16 protein-coding genes are annotated in these 16,399 nt (G+C 69.0%); 9 read left to right on the forward strand and 7 right to left on the reverse strand.

Annotated elements, in window-relative coordinates; all coding sequences use genetic code 11:
- Position 1: 1 nt before the first annotated feature.
- The 6 genes from ACWAT3_RS04605 to ACWAT3_RS04630 all read right to left on the reverse strand — a co-directional run bounded on the left by ACWAT3_RS04605 (position 2) and on the right by ACWAT3_RS04630 (position 6,763).
- A complete protein-coding gene (locus ACWAT3_RS04605; RefSeq protein WP_460796253.1) occupies positions 2 to 949 on the reverse strand; it encodes an aldo/keto reductase in 948 nt (315 codons plus the stop codon).
- Positions 919 to 1,704, reverse strand: a complete 786-nt coding sequence (locus ACWAT3_RS04610; protein WP_460796255.1) for an RraA family protein — start codon at positions 1,702 to 1,704, stop codon at positions 919 to 921. Before ACWAT3_RS04610 ends, ACWAT3_RS04605 begins: the two co-directional genes overlap by 31 nt.
- Positions 1,701 to 3,623, reverse strand: a complete 1,923-nt coding sequence (locus tag ACWAT3_RS04615; RefSeq protein ID WP_460796256.1) for a hypothetical protein — start codon at positions 3,621 to 3,623, stop codon at positions 1,701 to 1,703. The genes ACWAT3_RS04610 and ACWAT3_RS04615 overlap by 4 nt, the downstream gene beginning before the upstream one ends.
- Before the next feature lie 2 nt (positions 3,624 to 3,625).
- Positions 3,626 to 4,477 (reverse strand): carbohydrate ABC transporter permease, encoded by an 852-nt coding sequence (locus ACWAT3_RS04620; protein ID WP_460796258.1) that lies wholly within the window; start codon positions 4,475 to 4,477, stop codon positions 3,626 to 3,628.
- Positions 4,477 to 5,442 (reverse strand): carbohydrate ABC transporter permease, encoded by a 966-nt coding sequence (locus ACWAT3_RS04625; RefSeq protein WP_460796260.1) that lies wholly within the window; start codon positions 5,440 to 5,442, stop codon positions 4,477 to 4,479. Before ACWAT3_RS04625 ends, ACWAT3_RS04620 begins: the two co-directional genes overlap by 1 nt.
- 61 nt (positions 5,443 to 5,503) lie before the next feature.
- Complete coding sequence (locus ACWAT3_RS04630) at positions 5,504 to 6,763, reverse strand: ABC transporter substrate-binding protein (RefSeq protein WP_460796261.1); 1,260 nt, start codon at positions 6,761 to 6,763, stop codon at positions 5,504 to 5,506.
- A gap of 220 nt (positions 6,764 to 6,983) precedes the next feature.
- Here ACWAT3_RS04630 and ACWAT3_RS04635 point away from each other — a divergent pair, with 220 nt between their 5' ends.
- The 5 genes from ACWAT3_RS04635 (at position 6,984) to ACWAT3_RS04655 (ending at position 11,619) form a co-directional block, all read left to right on the forward strand.
- Positions 6,984 to 7,346: a VOC family protein gene (locus ACWAT3_RS04635; RefSeq protein WP_460796262.1), complete on the forward strand. Its 363-nt coding sequence runs from the start codon at positions 6,984 to 6,986 to the stop codon at positions 7,344 to 7,346.
- Positions 7,347 to 7,591: 245 nt separating this feature from the next.
- The gene (locus ACWAT3_RS04640; RefSeq protein ID WP_460796264.1) at positions 7,592 to 8,635 is read left to right on the forward strand and encodes an ABC transporter substrate-binding protein; all 1,044 of its coding nucleotides are present in this window, start codon (positions 7,592 to 7,594) and stop codon (positions 8,633 to 8,635) included.
- Position 8,636: 1 nt separating this feature from the next.
- Positions 8,637 to 9,533, forward strand: coding sequence for an ABC transporter permease (locus tag ACWAT3_RS04645; RefSeq protein ID WP_460796265.1), 897 nt, complete (start codon positions 8,637 to 8,639; stop codon positions 9,531 to 9,533).
- Positions 9,509 to 10,285, forward strand: coding sequence for an ABC transporter ATP-binding protein (locus tag ACWAT3_RS04650; RefSeq protein WP_460796267.1), 777 nt, complete (start codon positions 9,509 to 9,511; stop codon positions 10,283 to 10,285). Before ACWAT3_RS04645 ends, ACWAT3_RS04650 begins: the two co-directional genes overlap by 25 nt.
- Positions 10,282 to 11,619 carry an LLM class flavin-dependent oxidoreductase gene (locus tag ACWAT3_RS04655; protein WP_460796269.1) on the forward strand — a complete coding sequence of 446 codons (1,338 nt, stop codon included), beginning with the start codon at positions 10,282 to 10,284 and terminating at the stop codon, positions 11,617 to 11,619. Before ACWAT3_RS04650 ends, ACWAT3_RS04655 begins: the two co-directional genes overlap by 4 nt.
- Before the next feature lie 39 nt (positions 11,620 to 11,658).
- On the opposite strand, the gene ACWAT3_RS04660 is transcribed toward ACWAT3_RS04655, so the two are convergent.
- Positions 11,659 to 12,195: a CGNR zinc finger domain-containing protein gene (locus tag ACWAT3_RS04660; RefSeq protein WP_460796271.1), complete on the reverse strand. Its 537-nt coding sequence runs from the start codon at positions 12,193 to 12,195 to the stop codon at positions 11,659 to 11,661.
- Between the two features lie 39 nt (positions 12,196 to 12,234).
- Between ACWAT3_RS04660 and ACWAT3_RS04665 the strand changes: the two genes are divergently transcribed.
- From ACWAT3_RS04665 to prpB, 4 genes are all read left to right on the forward strand, one after another.
- Positions 12,235 to 13,206, forward strand: coding sequence for an EamA family transporter (locus ACWAT3_RS04665; RefSeq protein ID WP_460796272.1), 972 nt, complete (start codon positions 12,235 to 12,237; stop codon positions 13,204 to 13,206).
- Positions 13,207 to 13,282: 76 nt separating this feature from the next.
- Positions 13,283 to 13,915: a GntR family transcriptional regulator gene (locus tag ACWAT3_RS04670; protein ID WP_460796274.1), complete on the forward strand. Its 633-nt coding sequence runs from the start codon at positions 13,283 to 13,285 to the stop codon at positions 13,913 to 13,915.
- A complete protein-coding gene (locus tag ACWAT3_RS04675) occupies positions 13,912 to 15,429 on the forward strand; it encodes an MmgE/PrpD family protein (protein ID WP_460796276.1) in 1,518 nt (505 codons plus the stop codon). Before ACWAT3_RS04670 ends, ACWAT3_RS04675 begins: the two co-directional genes overlap by 4 nt.
- Positions 15,430 to 15,490: 61 nt before the next feature.
- Positions 15,491 to 16,399: a methylisocitrate lyase gene (prpB, locus tag ACWAT3_RS04680; protein WP_460796277.1), complete on the forward strand. Its 909-nt coding sequence runs from the start codon at positions 15,491 to 15,493 to the stop codon at positions 16,397 to 16,399.

Here is a 16,399-nt window from a genome sequence, read left to right on the forward strand (position 1 = left end):
GTCAGTCCGCGGCGATCCGGTCGAGATCGGACCAGAGCGCGTCGGGGATCCGCACGTCGGCGCTCGCGGCGAAGGCCTCCACCTCCGAGGGTGTCCGCGTCCCGACGATGACGCCCTCGACCTCGTGCCGGAACGCGTACTGCACGGCGGCGTCGGCGAGGCGCGCGCCGGCATCGCGGCAGGCCTCCTCCAGCCGCAGCGCTGTCGCGACGGTCGACGGCGGGGCGGGGTGGTAGTCGAAGTACGCGGCACCGCGCGGATCAGCGAGCACGCCGGAGTTGTAGACCCCGGCGGCGAGAATGCCGACACCGTGCGAGGCGGCTGCGGGCAGCAGCTCATCGAGGGCGGTCCGGTCCAGCAGCGTCAGCCGGCCGGCCTCCATGATGACGTCGACCGGTGCCTCGACGGCGAACCGCGTCAGCGGTGCTGTCCGCACCATTCCGACGCCCAGTGCGCGGACCACGCCCTGATCCCGAAGCTCGACCATCGCGCGCATCGCACCGGACAGCGCGGCATCCACATCCTCCGGATCGTGCAGGTGCAGCAGGTCGATCCGATCCGTGCGGAGGCGCTTCAGGCTGCCCTCGACGCTGCGCCACACGGCGTCGTATCCGACGTCGCTCACGAGCCCAGCACCACTTGCACCGACGGGCACCTCGGTGCCGTCGGCATCCACGATCATGCGACCCACCTTGGTCGCGAGCGTCACGGTGTCGCGGTCGACGCCGGCGAGAGCCGTGCCGAGCTTGCGCTCGCTCTCACCGGCCCCGTAGTTCGGGGCGGTGTCGAAGAACCGGATGCCGTGGGCGAGCGCGGCTTGGACAGTGGCGACGGCGTCATCGTCGTCGACCGCCGAGTAGAGGTTGCCGATCGGCGCGCAGCCCAGCCCCAGATCGTCGCGGAAGCCGTCGATCTCCGTCAGCGGACGGAGCTCTGCGCGGAACGCCATGCCTCGTACTCCTCACGGCTGTCCGGGGTCAGGGGGTAGTAGTCGCTCAGGCGTGCGCCCTCGTCCAGGCGCTGACGGCTGAAGCCCTCCCATTCTTCATGGTCACGGGCCGACTCGACGACGCTCGACGCCATCGCCCGGGGGACGATGACCGGCCCGTCGTCGTCCGCCACGACGAGGTCGCCTGGCATGCACAGAGAGCCGCCGACGGCGACCGGCACGTCGTACCCCCACGGGGTGAGCTCGGACTGCGAGGCGTAGTGCGGGGTCGTCCCGGTGGACCAGACGGGGATGCCGAGTTCGCGGATCTTGCCCGAGTCGCGGATCCGGCCGTCGACCACGATGCCGGCGCCGCCCTTGCGGGCGAAGTAGCGCGCGAGGATGTCGCCGATGCAGCCGGAGAAGCGGCTGCCGTACGCCTGGATCACGAGCACGTCACCGGGCTGCACCGCCTCCAGGACGTGCCACAGCGCGGTGTGGCGTTCGGCGTACTCCTGACCGTGTCCGGAGGCGAGGTCCTCGCGCTGCGGCATGAACTGCAGGGTCAGCGCCGAGCCGACCACGCGTTGACCGGGGGAGAGGGGAACCGGGCCGTCGACATAGCTGTGCCTGATGCCGAGGCCGTGGAGCTTCGCGCATGCGGTGGCGGAGGAGACCTGGTCGAACGAGGACATCAGATCTGCGGACGGCCGCTCGTACATCGGCCCGCGGACCGGCAGCGCGAATTCGGGGCGGATCAGGGGAGTGTCGCTCATGGTGTTCCTTCGTCGGTGCGGTGGTGCGGTGCGGACGCTGTCCGCGTGAGAGTCAGTGTCAGTTCGGCGGCGTGGGCCGGGGCCAGTTCCACGGTCAAAGTGCCGTCCGGGCAGTCGATGGTCTTGATCGACGGCGCCACACGGACACCGGCGTACGCGCCGCTCGGGCCCGGGTATCCGTCGTCGCCCTCGCCGGTCGCCGTGGCCCGAGCGATGCGGGTGCGCGAGAAGCGTCCGGGAAGGATGCGCACACGGCGGGCGCGGGTCGTCGAGGTGTTGATCAGCCGGATGCCGAGGGCATCGGGTTCGAGACGATCGACGAGGGCTGCGACGTCGCGTGGCAGACCGGGGCGACCGAGGTCGGGGTCGGCGTAATCGACCGCCGAGAACGGCAGTCCGCCGTTGTAGAGCACTTGCGGGGTGCCGGTGATGAGTTGGGAGAGCACCTCGGTGACCACGGGATTCACACGCTGCCAGAAGTGCAGGTGCGCGCCATCCGGATCATCTCCGTCCGTGCGCATGAGCGCGACCCGGCGAGCCACCTGACCGAGAGCCATGGTGAGAGCGCGCTCCGGATAGTCCGGCAGGTCCCCGTCGAGGAAGCGGATCCATCCGGCCTCGTGGCCCGCTTCCTCCTTGTCCCGGAACTCGCCGACGAGGTCGACGGTGGGAGGGATGCCGTCGATCGCGCGCTCCAGGCGTGCGCGATCGGCATCCGATCTCGTCCACCACCACAGCCATGTCGGAAGGTCCAGCTGCAGCGGTCCGAAGTCGAACCAGCCGTCCGCGCCGTGACGGTAGGGAACGAGCAGTCCTTCGTCGACGGATGCTTCGCCGAACCGGAACATCCATTCACCGCGCAGGCTGTAGCTCGAGGCGTCCACGGTGCCGCGGACGGCCTGCTCGAGCACGGTGTCGAGCATCGTCCGCACCATGTCGAGCGCCCGGTCGTCATCGGCGACGAGCGCGGCGTTGAGAGCCCCGATCAGGGCGCTCATGGCGACGGAGTGGAGGCCGTGCGGCCATGCCCACCCGTAGTGACCGCCCCACCAGTGTCCGTCCTGCAGCCCGCCGACTGTGCCATCGGGAGCCACATTGTCCGGCAGCAGTCCGTTGTTCGCCTCGGCCCGCGTCATCCACGCGTCGACGTAGCGCGTGACCCAGGCGGCCGAGCGCTCGTCCGTGTCGTACAGCCAGGCGTTGGTCACGAGCGATGTCGCCGCGAGGTTCACCGCGACGTCTCCCGCTGCCCTGCGCTGCATCTCGTCCGCCATGCGGCGCGCGTTCGCCGGGTCGGACAGATCATCCCACTCCGCGATCCCATCGATGCCGTGCACGGGCAGCCCGTAGGGGCGCATCTCGGTCAGAGCGGCGGAGTACGGACGCGGAGAGCCGTCCTCGAGACCGCGCCGCGCGCCGAGCGCGCCGTTGTGCGGCGCCCGGATGATCTCGCGCTCCGGGTCGTGGTTGCCGCGCCGGGGGTCGGTGTACAGCGCCGCGAACCGACGCGCCCGCTCGGCGAATCGTTCATCACCGGGGTCGGCGGCGCAGATGCCGAAGAAGAGCAGAGCCGACTCGCCCTGGTGGAACCAGTCGTACCCGTTCTCGTACTCATCGGTGAGCATGCCGGCGGCCGTCAGCTGGGCGGTGACGCCCTCCCAGTGCCGCTTGGCGTCGATCAACGCGGCATCCGGTCCGCCCAGAAGGTAGAACGCGGGCCAGTTGAAGAACGGCTCGTACAGGTCGTCGACACCGTCCCGATCGTGGAATGCGGCGGTACCCCGCAGGCTTCCGTCCGGATGGGTGTAGCGCTCGACGAAGAGTCGTCTGGCATCCTCGATCTCGTCGAACAGCCGCCGCTGCAGCACGGCCCACGCCGGCAGCGACCGCAACGGCGTCGTGTGAGAGGTCGTCGACATCGTCAGCCCTTCGTCGCGCCGGTGACGAGACCGCCGATGATGTGCCGCTGCATGATGATGAAGAACACCATGGCCGGGAGGACCGCCAGCAGAAGCGTCGGGAAGACGACCGTGTAGTCGGTGGCGAACTGCCCGACGGCCGCGTACACGCCGGTGGTGACCGTGTAGATGCCCGAGCTCGGTCCGAGGATGATCTGAGGGCTGACGAAGTCGTTCCACACCCCGATCGAGTTCAGAACGACGACGGTCGCGACGATCGGCCGCATGACGGGGAAGATGCACGACCAGAACGCCCTGATGCGTCCGGCGCCGTCGAGTGCCGCGGCCTCGTCGATGTCCCGCGGAACCGTGCGCAGGTAGGCCGCGAACAGGAAGATCGTCACGGGCAGCGTCGCCGCGGTCTCGAACAGGATGAAGCCGGGGATCGTGTTGATGAGGCCGAGCACGCGCAGCACGAAGACCACGGGGATCAGCGTCACCTGTCCGGGGATGAACAGGCCGGAGACGAACAGGAGCAGCAGCCCCATGTGCCACTTCGACCGGCCGCGGGCGATGACGAATGCCACGGGAGCGGCGAGTGCGATGCAGCAGACGTTGACGAGAGCGACGAAGAGCAGCGTCACGCCGTACGCGGCGATGACGTTGAACTTCGAGCTCGTGATCGCCGCCCAGAGATAGTCGAAGGTGAAGGTCGCCGGGTCGAGGCCGAGCGGGTTGGCGATGATCTCCGCCTGCGGCTTGAAGGCGTTGACGACCATCGTGTACAGCGGCACCAGCATGAGCAGGGCCACAGCGCCGAGGATGATCCAGCGGACCACGCGTGCGGGGACGGGAGCGGAGGTGCGTGCGCTCATCAGTCGGTGACCTTTCGCTCTGCGCGGCGGCGGATGAGGGTGACGCTCAACCCCAGAACGGCGGTGACGATGAGCAGGATGACGGACTGCGCGGCTCCGAAGCCGAGGTTCGCGTTCGCGAAGCTGTCCTTGAGGATCTGGTAGACGATGGTCTGAGTCGACCCGGCTGGTCCGCCGTCCGTGAGGGAGAGGACGATGTCGTAGGCCTTGAGGAGCCCGACCAGAGTGAGCACGATGTTGACGGTGAAGACGGGCGCGATGAGCGGGAGCGTGATGTTGCGGAACTGCTGCCACCGGGTCGCGCCGTCGACGGTCGCCGCCTCGTAGTACTCGATCGGGACGGACTTGATGCCCGCGAGGAACAGGATCATGTTGAACCCGAAGTGCGACCAGACGATGGTGAAGATGATGCACGCCCTGGCGAAATCCGGCTCGACGAGGAAGGGCATCGCGGGGAAGCCCAGCGTCGTCAGCATCCCGTTGACGGCGCCCTCCGGGGAGAGCATCGCGGACCACAGGAAGCCGATGATCAGGGCGCTGATGACGTAGGGATAGAAGAAGATCGTGCGCAGCAGGGTGTTCGACCGGCCGGGACCCGAGATCAATGCGGCGATCGCGAGGCCCACCACATTGCACAGGACCGTGCCGACGACGGCGATGATTCCGGTGAAGATGGCGGCGTCGACCGAGCGAGGGTTGCGGAACGCCTTCAGATAGTTGTCCCACTCGACGAACGTGAAGCTCAGGCTGTACCCGTTCCAGTTCGTGAAGCTGAGCACGAATGCGAGGATCATCGGGATCACGAACATGAGCAGGAAGACGACAACAGCGGGCGCAGCCATGAGGAACCCGGGGAAGGCCTCCCGCACGCGCGTGGCTGCCGACTTCCCGCGCCGTGGGGGAGGCGGTGCCGCGGCTGCGGGTCGCTCGGTGGTATCCGGTGGGGCGATCATGGTCTGACTCATCTTCGAGATCCTCTGTGGTGCGGGCTCCGGGTGCGGCGCGAGCCGCACCCGGAGCGGGGCGTCAGTTCGCGTTCGCGAGGAACCACGCGTCCATCGCGTCGAGCATCTCCTGCGCGGAGGCGCCTCCGATCAGGCCCTGCGTCTGCGTGTTGAGCTCGCCGGAGTACTCCGACGGCAGCGTGCGCTCGCCGTAGCCGTTGCCCGTCGGTGTGTACGCGTCGGCCGGGGTGTCGGCGACGATCGCGAGCAGATCCTCACCGAGGGGCGTCATCTCGTACTCGTATCCGTCGCGGAAGTTGCCGTCGACCGCGAGCTGGCTGCTGACGGCCTCCTGGTCGGTGACGAGGAACTCGATCAGCTGGGCTGCGGCGTCCTGGTGTTCGCTGGATTTCATGATCGAGTACGGGCTGGCGATGTTGGCGCCCATCGACGGCTGCGCGTCCGCATCGAAGGCGGGTGCGCGGAAGACGCCGATGTCGGCGGATTCCGCCGCATTCGCCTGGGTGCCGGCGAACCAGCTGCCCATGGAGTACAGCGCCGTCTTGCCGGAGAGGAACGCCTGCTCGGCATCCGGGTACTTGATGCCGAGCGCCTCCTTGGGGATGTAGCCCTCGGCCACCCACTCCGCGTAGGTGTCGACGGCCTGCTTGTACGTGTCGCCGAAGGTCAGCTCGCCTGCGCTCATCTCCTGGAACCAGTCGGGGTACTCGGCGATGATCGACGGAAGCCCGAGCGACTGCAGCGTGTGGCTGGTCATCCAGTCGCCGCCGGTCTGGACAGGTGTCCAACCGGCCGCCTTGAGCTTGCCGAGCGCCTCGGTCAGCTCGTCCACCGTGGTGGGCGTCTCGGCGATGCCCGCCTCGGCGAAGGCGGTCTTGTTGTAGAAGAACAGGCTCTGCAGCTGCACGCCGATGCCGGCCATGTAGTTCTTGCCGTCGATCGTGTACTGCTCGGCGAGGGGGCCGGAGGCCGCCCACTCGTACTCGGACAGATCGACCAGCTCAGGGGCGATCTCGGCCGTGGGCGCCATGGACTGCACGATGTCCGGGGCGTCGCCGGCTGCGAGCAGCCGAGGGACGGCGGCATGCACGCCTTCGGCGCCGGGGTTCTGGATGACGACGTCGATGTTCTCGTGCTCCTTCTCGAAGGGCGCGACGAGATCGTTCCAGTACTCCTCGGTGAGGTTCGGAGTGACGTTGACGAGCATGCTGATCTCGATCGTCTCGTCGCTGTCCGCCGGCGCGGAGGTGGCGCAGCCGGCCAGCGCGAGGGAGGCGACCGAGGCGATGCCCAGCGCGGTGAGGTGACGGCCCTTGATCATCGTTGATCCTTTCGTGGTGCACGGGAGGGATGCCCCGAACATACACTAATCGATAATCGTTTGTGAAGTACTCGTCGAGGCCGAAATGCGCCACGCTCAAATCATGACAGCGCGAGGACCCCGTCGTCGGCCGCCCTCTTGTCGATGTCCGACGCCGGGAGCAGACTGGCCGCGACGGCTCGGCAGGCGGGTCGCTCAGCTCTGACGAGAGGTGGCGGTTTTGGCGCACGGAGACATCACCCACATCGACATCCCGGTCGATGACATGGCGCGGGCGACGGAGTTCTACTCCACGCTCTTCGGCTGGAGCATCGCCGAGATGCCCGGGTTCGAGGGGTACCCGATGTGGCAGGCGCCGAACGGCATCTCGGGCGGCGGACTCGCACCGCGCGACGACGCCTTCACGCAGCCGCGGTCGTACGTCGAGGTCGACTCGATCGACGAGACGGTCGCCGCTGCCGTGGCCGCCGGGGGCAGCGTCATCGCGGAACGGCAGCCGATCACGGAGACGAGCGCGTGGGCGGTCATCGTCGATCCGGACGGCAACCACATCGGCCTCTTCGAGGGGGTCGTCGGGGGCTGACGGAGGAGCGTGCGACAGGGGTCGACCGCCGCGCGGTCGGCCCCTGTCATTTCTGTTTCACGCCGTGCACCGCGGGCCGCATGAGCGCGCCGATCGTGCACGATCACCGGTAACACGCGGTCACGCGATGACACGTGTGACGCATTGGTGGACGCCCGTGGTGCCTGCGCTGGAGGATTCCTGACACCGAACTCCAGCGAAAGGATCACACCATGGCCTCCTCCCCCCGAAACCGTCGGCCATCGATGAGGCGTGCGCCCGCCATTGCCGGCGCGGCCGCCGCTCTGGTGCTGCTGGCCGGTTGCGCGAGTGCGGGTTCTGCCGCTGTCGACGCGACCTCGGCATCCGAACCTCTCGCCAGCGGCGCACCAGACGACGACACCGGCCTGCGCGTCGCAGGACGTACCACCCAGCTGCAGCTCGAGCTGGCCGGCGATGAGGTGCAGGGGCCGGAGTTCACCGTCACGGAGTGGGTGAACGCGGCAGCGGGGCCCGACGTCATCCAGGCGTTCCGCGCCGGTGCGCTCGACATCGCGAGCAACGCGATCATCCCGCCCATCCAGGCCCACGACATCGGGTTCGACGCGACGATCGTGAGCGTGCTCGAGCGACCGCTGCCCGGCTACGTGTTCGCGAGCGCCCCCGGTGTCGACCTGAGCGACTGGGAGGATCTGCGCGGCAAGAGGATCGCCTTCTCGCAGGGGCAGTCGCAGGGGGACACGGTGCTCCGGACGCTGCAGCAGGCGGGCATCGACTACGACGAGGTCGAGTTCGTCGAGCTGCCGAGCACGCAGTTCCTCACGGCGCTGCAGGGCGGGCAGGTCGACATCGCTCCGCTGTCGGAGCCGGCGGTGACGAAGTACATCGACCAGTTCGGAGCGGATGGCGCCGACGCGCTGCTCGCCGAGGTCCCCGATCTGCTGACCGTCCTCTGGGTCCCGACGACGGTGCTGGCGGACGAGGAGAACGTGCGCGCGGTGCGCGATTACATCCGCGTGTGGGCGCAGACCCAGGTCTGGGCATGGGAGCACCCCGACGAATGGAAGCAGTTCTACTTCGTCGACACCGAGGGCGTGACGGCCGAGGACGCCGACCGCATCTGGGAGCTGGCGAGCAAGCCCTCCTTCCCGACGAGCTGGGACACCGCCGTCGAGTGGGCGCAGTCGTCCGCGGACCTGCTGTCCGACGGCGGGTTCATCCAGGACGTGGATGCCGAGGTGCTGTTCGATCGCCGGTTCGAAGCGGATGCCGCTGCTGCCGTGTCCGACGAGTACGTGACGGAGGACTGACATGTCTCTTCTCAAGCTGACGACCCGCCCCACCGCTGTCGTCGATGCCCCGGAGGCGCCGCCCGCCCCGGAGCAGCCGACGACGCCCCCGCCGAACTCCGACCTCGTCCTGCAGTCGCGACGGCACCGCCTCGGGCGGGGCAGGTCCCTGCCGGGGGCACGGCTGCTCGGCCCGTTCATCGTCGTCGTGCTCTGGTTCGCGGCATCCGCACTGGGGCTGCTCGATCCGCGTCTGCTCAGCGGACCGGGGACCGTCGCTGCGACCGCGTGGCAGCTCATCACGGACGGAACGCTGGCCGAGCACGTGGGCGCCTCGCTGTCGCGGGCGCTGCTCGGACTGGTGATCGGCACCGTGACGGGCGTCGCGCTCGCCGTCATCGCAGGGCTCAGCCGACTCGGCGAAGCAGTCGTCGACGGCACGGTTCAGGTGAAGAGGGCGATTCCCGTCCTCGCGCTGATCCCCCTGCTCATCCTGTGGCTGGGCATCGGCGAGGAGTTCAAGGTCACGATCGTCGCGCTGGGCGTCCTGGTCCCGATCTACATCAACACGTACAGTGCGCTGACCGGCATCGACACCAAGCAGATCGAGCTCGCCGAATCGCTCGGCCTGACGCGGTGGCAGTACATCCGCTTCGTGCTCGTACCCGGCTCCCTGCCCGGATTCTTCGTCGGCTTCCGCCTCGCCGTGGTCGGGTCCTGGATGGCTCTGATCGTGGTCGAGACCATCAACGCCACCTCCGGCGTCGGCTACATGATGGCGCAGGCTCAGCTGTACGCCCAGTCGGACATCATCCTGGTCGGCCTCGTCGTCTACGGCGTCTTCGGCTTCGTCTCGGACGCGCTCGTCCGACTCCTGGAAAGGCGGGTGCTGTCATGGCGACGCACGCTCGCGAGCTGACTCCGACCGTCTCAACGGCCGTCCGTGCTGTCGGGCTGCGCCGATCCTTCGGCGACAGGGACGTTCTGGACGGCATCGATCTCGAGATCGAGCGCGGCGAGTTCGTCGCGCTGATCGGCCGCAGCGGATCGGGCAAGAGCACGCTCCTGCGCGCCGTCGCCGGACTCGACGACTCGGTCTCAGGCGCAGGACAGATCTACGTCCCCCGCCGCGTCTCGATGGTCTTCCAGGATTCGCGACTGCTGCCCTGGCTGCGCGTGCTCGACAACGTCGTGCTCGGGCAGTCCGGCACCATCGCACGCGAGCGCGGCCGCGAGGTGCTCGCCGAGGTCGGGCTCGCCGGTCGCGAGCGCGCCTGGCCGCATGAACTGTCCGGTGGCGAGCAGCAGCGCGCGGCGCTGGCCCGCTCCCTCGTGAGCGAGCCGCAGCTGCTGCTCGCCGATGAGCCGTTCGGAGCGCTCGACGCGCTCACCCGCATCCGGATGCACGGGCTGCTGCGCACCCTGCTGCGCGTCCACCGCCCCGCCGTGCTGCTCGTCACGCACGACGTGGACGAGGCTCTCCTGCTCGCCGACCGCGTGCTCGTGATCGACGGCGGACGGTTCTCACTCGATCTTCGCATCGAGCTGCCGGACCAGCGCACGGCGGCGGACCCGGAGTTCGCCCGCCTGCGCGAGCAGCTGCTGGCCTCGCTCGGTGTGCAGAGCGCGACCGCCACCGACCCATCCACGACGACCGAGGAGATCTCATGAGCACGCCACGCCAACTGCATTTCAACCTGTTCCTGCACGACACCGGTCACCACGAGGCGTCCTGGCGTCTGCCGGAGTCCGACCCGCACGCGCTGCTCGATCTCGCGTATCACCAGCGGCTCGCGAAGATCGCCGAGGACGCGAAGTTCGACTCGCTGTTCCTCGCCGATTCGCCCGCGCTGTTCGGCGAGGTGGGTCGGCGCCCCGTCGGTGGATTCGAGCCGACCGTCCTCTTGACGGCTCTCTCGGTCACCACCTCGCGGATCGGCCTGATCGCGACGGCATCCACGTCGTACAACGAGCCGTTCAACCTCGCGAGGCGACTGTCGTCGGTCGATTGGATCTCGAACGGGAGGGCCGGCTGGAACATCGTCACCACGGCAGGAGAGGCGGCCGCACGCAACTTCGGACTCGAGGACCAGCCTCTGCACCGCGACAGGTACGCCAGGGCATCCGAGTTCCTCGAGGTCGCGACCCGGCTGTGGGATTCGTGGGACGACGATGCGATCATCGCGGACAAGGATGCCGGGGTGCACGCGCGTGCGGATCGGGTGCACGCGATCGGGCACCGCGGCGAGCACTTCCGCGTGGAAGGGCCGCTGAACTCGCCGCGCAGCCCGCAGGGGCATCCGCTGCTCGTGCAGGCGGGGTCGAGCGAGAGCGGCAGGGAGTTCGCGGCGCGCTGGGCGGAGGCGATCTTCACCGCCACGCCGACGATCGAGGAGGCGCAGGAGTTCTACGCCGACATCAAGCGTCGAGCGATCGCGAACGGTCGCGACCCCGAGCAGATCAAGGTGCTGCCGGGGCTCGTGCCGATCATCGCCGACACGGAAGCCGAAGCGCGTGAGCTCGAGGCCGAACTCGACCGGCTCATCGCGCCGGAGTTCGCGCGCGACCAGCTCGAGAAGGTGCTGAAGCTGGCGCCTGGGTCGCTGCAGCTGGACGAGCCGCTGCCCGAGGATCTGCCCAGCGAGGACGAGATCGAGGGGGCGAAGAGCCGCTACACGCTGATCGTGTCGCTGGCCCGGCGCGAGAACCTCACCGTCCGCGAGCTGATCGGCCGCCTCGGCGGAGGCCGAGGGCACCGTACCTTCACCGGGACACCGGTGCAGGTCGCCGATACGATCCAGCACTGGTTCGAGAACGGTGCGGCCGACGGCTTCAACATCATGCCAGCCGTGCTGCCCTCGGGGCTCGAGGTGTTCGTCGAGCGGGTGGTCCCGATCCTCCAGGAACGCGGGCTGTTCCGCACCGAGTACACCGGTCGGACACTGCGCGAGCACTACGGGCTGCCGCGACCGGTCGGGCGCCGCGAGCTGGCGACCGTCGGCTGACGTTCGGGCGGCGCCCCATCGTGGTGGGCGCCGCACGCGTCAGCGGGCCGCGCGCCGTGACCGGTAGGCGGCCACGGCGTTGCGGTTCGCGCAGGTCGTGGAGCAGTAGCGCTTCGAGCGGTTGCGCGACAGATCGAGGGCGATCGCGTGGCAGTGGTCGTCGGCGCACACGCTCAGCCGTTCGCCCTCGCGCGCGCGGATGACGTCGATGAGCGCCATGGCGGTCTCGACGAGGATCCGCTCGGGCAGCGGGCGGTCGTCGGCGATCGCGTGCAGATGCCAGTCGGCCTCGTCATGCCTGACCAGCCGGGGGGCCAGCGAGACCTCTGCGAGCACGTCGTTGACCTGCTGGACCATCTCGTCGCGGGACGCGAGCAGCATGGTCCTCAGTCGGGGGCGCAGGGCCCGCAGCCCGCTGAGCTCGCGGTCGTCGCGGTCGAGTCGCCCCGTGTACGGATGCTGCGCGAGGAAGGCGTCGACGTCGTCCTGCGTCGTCAGCGTGTCTGGCTCCTCAGCCGTGTTCGCGAGGAGCACGGCTGCACGCAGCGCCTCTCCGGTGTCATCGATGAAGAACATGTTGACATGTTACACGCGCAGTGGCTAGCGTCATTGTCCATGAGCGTTATGGCAAGTGACGCCTTGCGCCGATCCCGCGTCGGGGCGGGCCTCGCGATCGCGATCGGGGCCGCCTTCTCCTTCGGGATGTCCGGTGCATGGGCGCGGGGGCTGATCGACGCGGGATGGACGCCGGGCGCCGCCGTCACTGCGCGCGTGTGGGTGGGTGCGGTCATTCTTCTCGTGCCGACGCTTCTGGCGCTGCGCGGGCGCTGGGCTTCGGTGCGCAGCAATGCCGGCATGGTGCTCGCCTACGGGGTCCTCGCCGTCGCCGCCACTCAGCTCTTCTACTTCCAGGCTGTCGCCCGGATGGATGTCGGCATCGCGCTGCTGATCGAGTACACGGCCCCCATCGCGGTGGTCCTGTGGCTCTGGATGCGCCGCGGCGAGCGGCCGACGCGGCGCAGCATCCTCGGAGCAGGGATCGCCTTCGTCGGGCTGATCCTCATGCTCGACGTGATCACGGGCGCCACCGCCGCCGTGATCGGGATCCTCTGGGCGCTCGGCGCGATGGTCGGCGCGGCGAGCTACTTCCTGCTGTCCGCGCGGCACGACACGGGCATCCCGCCGGTCGCGCTCGCCGGCCTCGGGTTGCTGCTGGGCGCCGTCGCGCTGTCGATCGCCGGCGTGGTCGGGGTGCTGCCTATGGCCTGGACCACCGGCGACATCGCATACCGTTTCGGCGCCGTGCCGTGGTTCGTCCCCGTGCTCGCGATCGGGCTCGGTGCGACAGCGCTGGCGTACGTTCTCGGAATCGTGTCGACACGGATGCTGGGATCGCGGCTGGCGTCGTTCGTCGCGCTCGCCGAAGTCGTCGCCGCGATGTTCTTCGGCTGGCTGCTGCTGGGGCAGCTGCCCGATCTGCTGCAGGCGGCGGGGGCCGTGCTGGTGCTCGCCGGTGTGGTGCTGGTCAAGCTCGGTGAGCCCGCGGCATCCGAACTCGTGGAGCCCCTACCGGAGCGCCCTGCATGACGCACCTCTGTATACGTTAGGACGGAGGTGATTGAACTAGATGCCCTTGCGCGCACGTTGTGCATACAATTGATCCATGCGAGCAAGCGATCGGGCGTATGCCGCGCTCCTGGACGAGATCCAGTCCGGCGCGCTCGCGCCCGGCGCCGTGCTGGCCGAGGTCGAGCAGGCGGCCCGGCTCGGCGTGAGTCGCACCCCGTTGCGCGAGGCGCTGCAGCAACTGACGCTGGACGGGCTCGTCGTCCAGCAGTCACCGCGGGTCACCGTGGTCTCCGCGATCGACGCCGACGACATCCGCTCGCTGTTCGAGACCCGACGCGCGCTCGAGGAGGCCGCCGCACGACTCGCGGCGCAGCGCGGCGACGCGCAGGCGTTCACCGGCCTGGCGCGCGCGTTCACGGCGGTCGAGCTCCCGGGCGACACCGACGCCTACTACGCCCTCATCGCACGCCTGGACCGCGCGATCGACGAGGCGGTCGACAACGGCTACATGGCGGCGGCCCTGCGCACCGTCCGCACCCACCTCGTGCGCGTGCGCCGCATGGCCCGCGACAAGCCCGAGCGCCTGGTCGCCTCCGTGGGGGAGCACCGCCTCATCGCCGAGGCGCTCGCCGCCCGCGACGGTGATCTCGCCGCGCATGCGACCCATGTGCATCTGCACAACGCCCTCACCAGCATCCTGGAATCCCTGACCGAAGGACAGTCATGACCGTCACCCACCACGTCCGCGTTCACCGCTCCGACGAGGAACTTCCTCGCGAGGAGCAGCTCGCGTGGCGGATCGCCGAAGTCGCGGCCGATCCGGTCGACATCGAGCCCGAGGTCGTCGACATGATCATCAACCGGATCATCGACAACGCGTCGGTGGCCGCGGCGTCTCTCACGCGCGCGCCGATCGTCGCCGCACGGGACCAGGCCTTCAGCCACCCGGTCTCCACCGGCGGTGCGGGCGCGACCGTCTTCGGTGCGACGCTCGAGCGGCGCACCAGCCCGGAGTGGGCGGCCTGGGTCAATGGCGTCGCCGTGCGCGAACTCGACTACCACGACACCTTCCTCGCGGCGGAGTACTCGCACCCCGGCGACAACATCCCGCCGATCCTCGCCGTGGCCCAGCACGTCGGCTGCGACGGGAGCGCGCTCGTCCGCGGCATCGCGACCGGCTACGAGATCCAGGTGGATCTCGTGAAGGCGATCTCGCTGCACAAGCACAAGATCGACCACGTCGCGCATCTCGGCCCCTCGGCGGCGGCCGGCATCGGCACGCTGCTGGGGCTCGACGTCGAGACGATCTACCAGGCGGTCGGTCAGGCGCTGCACACCACGACGGCCACCCGGCAGAGCCGCAAGGGCGAGATCTCCACGTGGAAGGCGCACGCTCCGGCGTTCGCCGGGAAGATGGCCGTCGAGGCGGTCGACCGGGCCATGCGCGGGCAGACGAGCCCGTCGCCGATCTACGAAGGCGAAGACGGCGTCATCGCCTGGATGCTCGATGGCAAGGACGCCTCCTACGACGTGCCGCTGCCGGCCGCTGGCGAAGCCAAGCGCGCGATCCTCGACACCTACACGAAGGAGCACTCCGCCGAGTATCAGGCGCAGGCGTGGATCGATCTGGCGCGCAAGCTGCACGGCCAGGGGATCGACGTGGCGGCGATCGACTCCGTCGTGCTGCACACGAGCCACCACACCCACTACGTCATCGGCTCCGGGGCGAACGACCCGCAGAAGTACGACCCCACCGCATCGCGCGAGACGCTCGATCACTCGATCCCGTACATCTTCGCGGTGGCGTTGCAGGACGGCTCATGGCACCACGTCGACTCATACCTGCCCGCGCGCGCCGCGCGCCAGGACACGGTGGAGCTCTGGCACAAGATCACGACGGCGGAGGATGCCGAGTGGACCCGCCGCTACCACTCGATCGACCCGGCGGAGAAGGCCTTCGGCGGACGCGTCGAGATCGCCTTCGCCGATGGGTCGACACTCGTCGACGAGATCGCCGTCGCCGATGCGCACCCGCTCGGGGCGCGCCCGTTCGCGCGCGAGGACTACATCGCGAAGTTCCGTCTGCTCGCCCAGCCCGTCCTCGACGAGGCCGAGATCGAGCGCTTCCTCGCGCTCGTGCAGCGGCTCCCCGAGCTGACCGCCGCCGAGGTGCAGGAGCTGTCGATCATCGCGCGCCCCGGCATCCTCGCCGCCGCGCCGACGACGACGGGGCTGTTCTGATGACGAACTCGGGGACCGCCCTGGCCGCCGAGCGCGTCGACGCACCGACGAAGGAGAACTGATGCTGTACTCCACGACGCCACCGGCCGAGAAGCGGCGGCTGTTCCGCGAGCGCCTCGCGTCGGGCGAGCTGCTGCGCTTCCCCGGTGCGTTCAATCCGCTGAGCGCGCGCCTGATCGAGCAGAAGGGGTTCGACGGCGTCTACATCTCCGGCGCCGTGCTCTCTGCGGACCTGGGGCTCCCTGATATCGGCCTCACCACGCTCACGGAGGTCGCCGGCCGGGCGCAGCAGATCGCGCGGATGACCGAGCTCCCCGCGATCGTCGACGCCGACACCGGCTTCGGCGAGCCCATGAACGTCGCGCGCACGATCCAGACGCTCGAGGATGCGGGGCTCGCCGGCACGCACATCGAGGACCAGGTGAACCCCAAGCGCTGCGGGCACCTCGACGGCAAGGCCGTCGTCGACGAGAACACGGCGATCAAGCGCATCCGGGCGGCCGCCGACGCCAGGCGGGATCCGAACTTCCTCCTCATGGCGCGCACCGACATCCGCGCCGTCGACGGCCTTGATGCGGCGATCGACCGCGCCAAGGCGCTGGTGGATGCCGGGGCCGACGCGATCTTCCCCGAGGCCATGCGCGACCTCGCCGAGTTCGAGGCTATGGCGAAGGCGCTGGACGTGCCGATCCTCGCCAACATGACCGAGTTCGGCAAGTCAGAGCTGTTCTCGGCCGACCAGCTGCGCGATGCCGGGGTGAACATCGTCATCTGGCCGGTGTCGCTGCTGCGCATCGCCATGGGCGCGGCGGGTCGCGCACTCGATACGCTGAACGGCGAAGGGCACCTCACCTCGAAGCTGAGGGAGATGCAGCACCGTGCAGACCTCTATGACCTGATCGACTACGAGTCGTACAACCGGTTCGACTCCGGCGTCTTCAATTTCACCATCGCCCCACCCGCTCGTTGA

The sequence above is a fragment of the Microbacterium sp. GXF0217 genome (genome assembly GCF_054798195.1).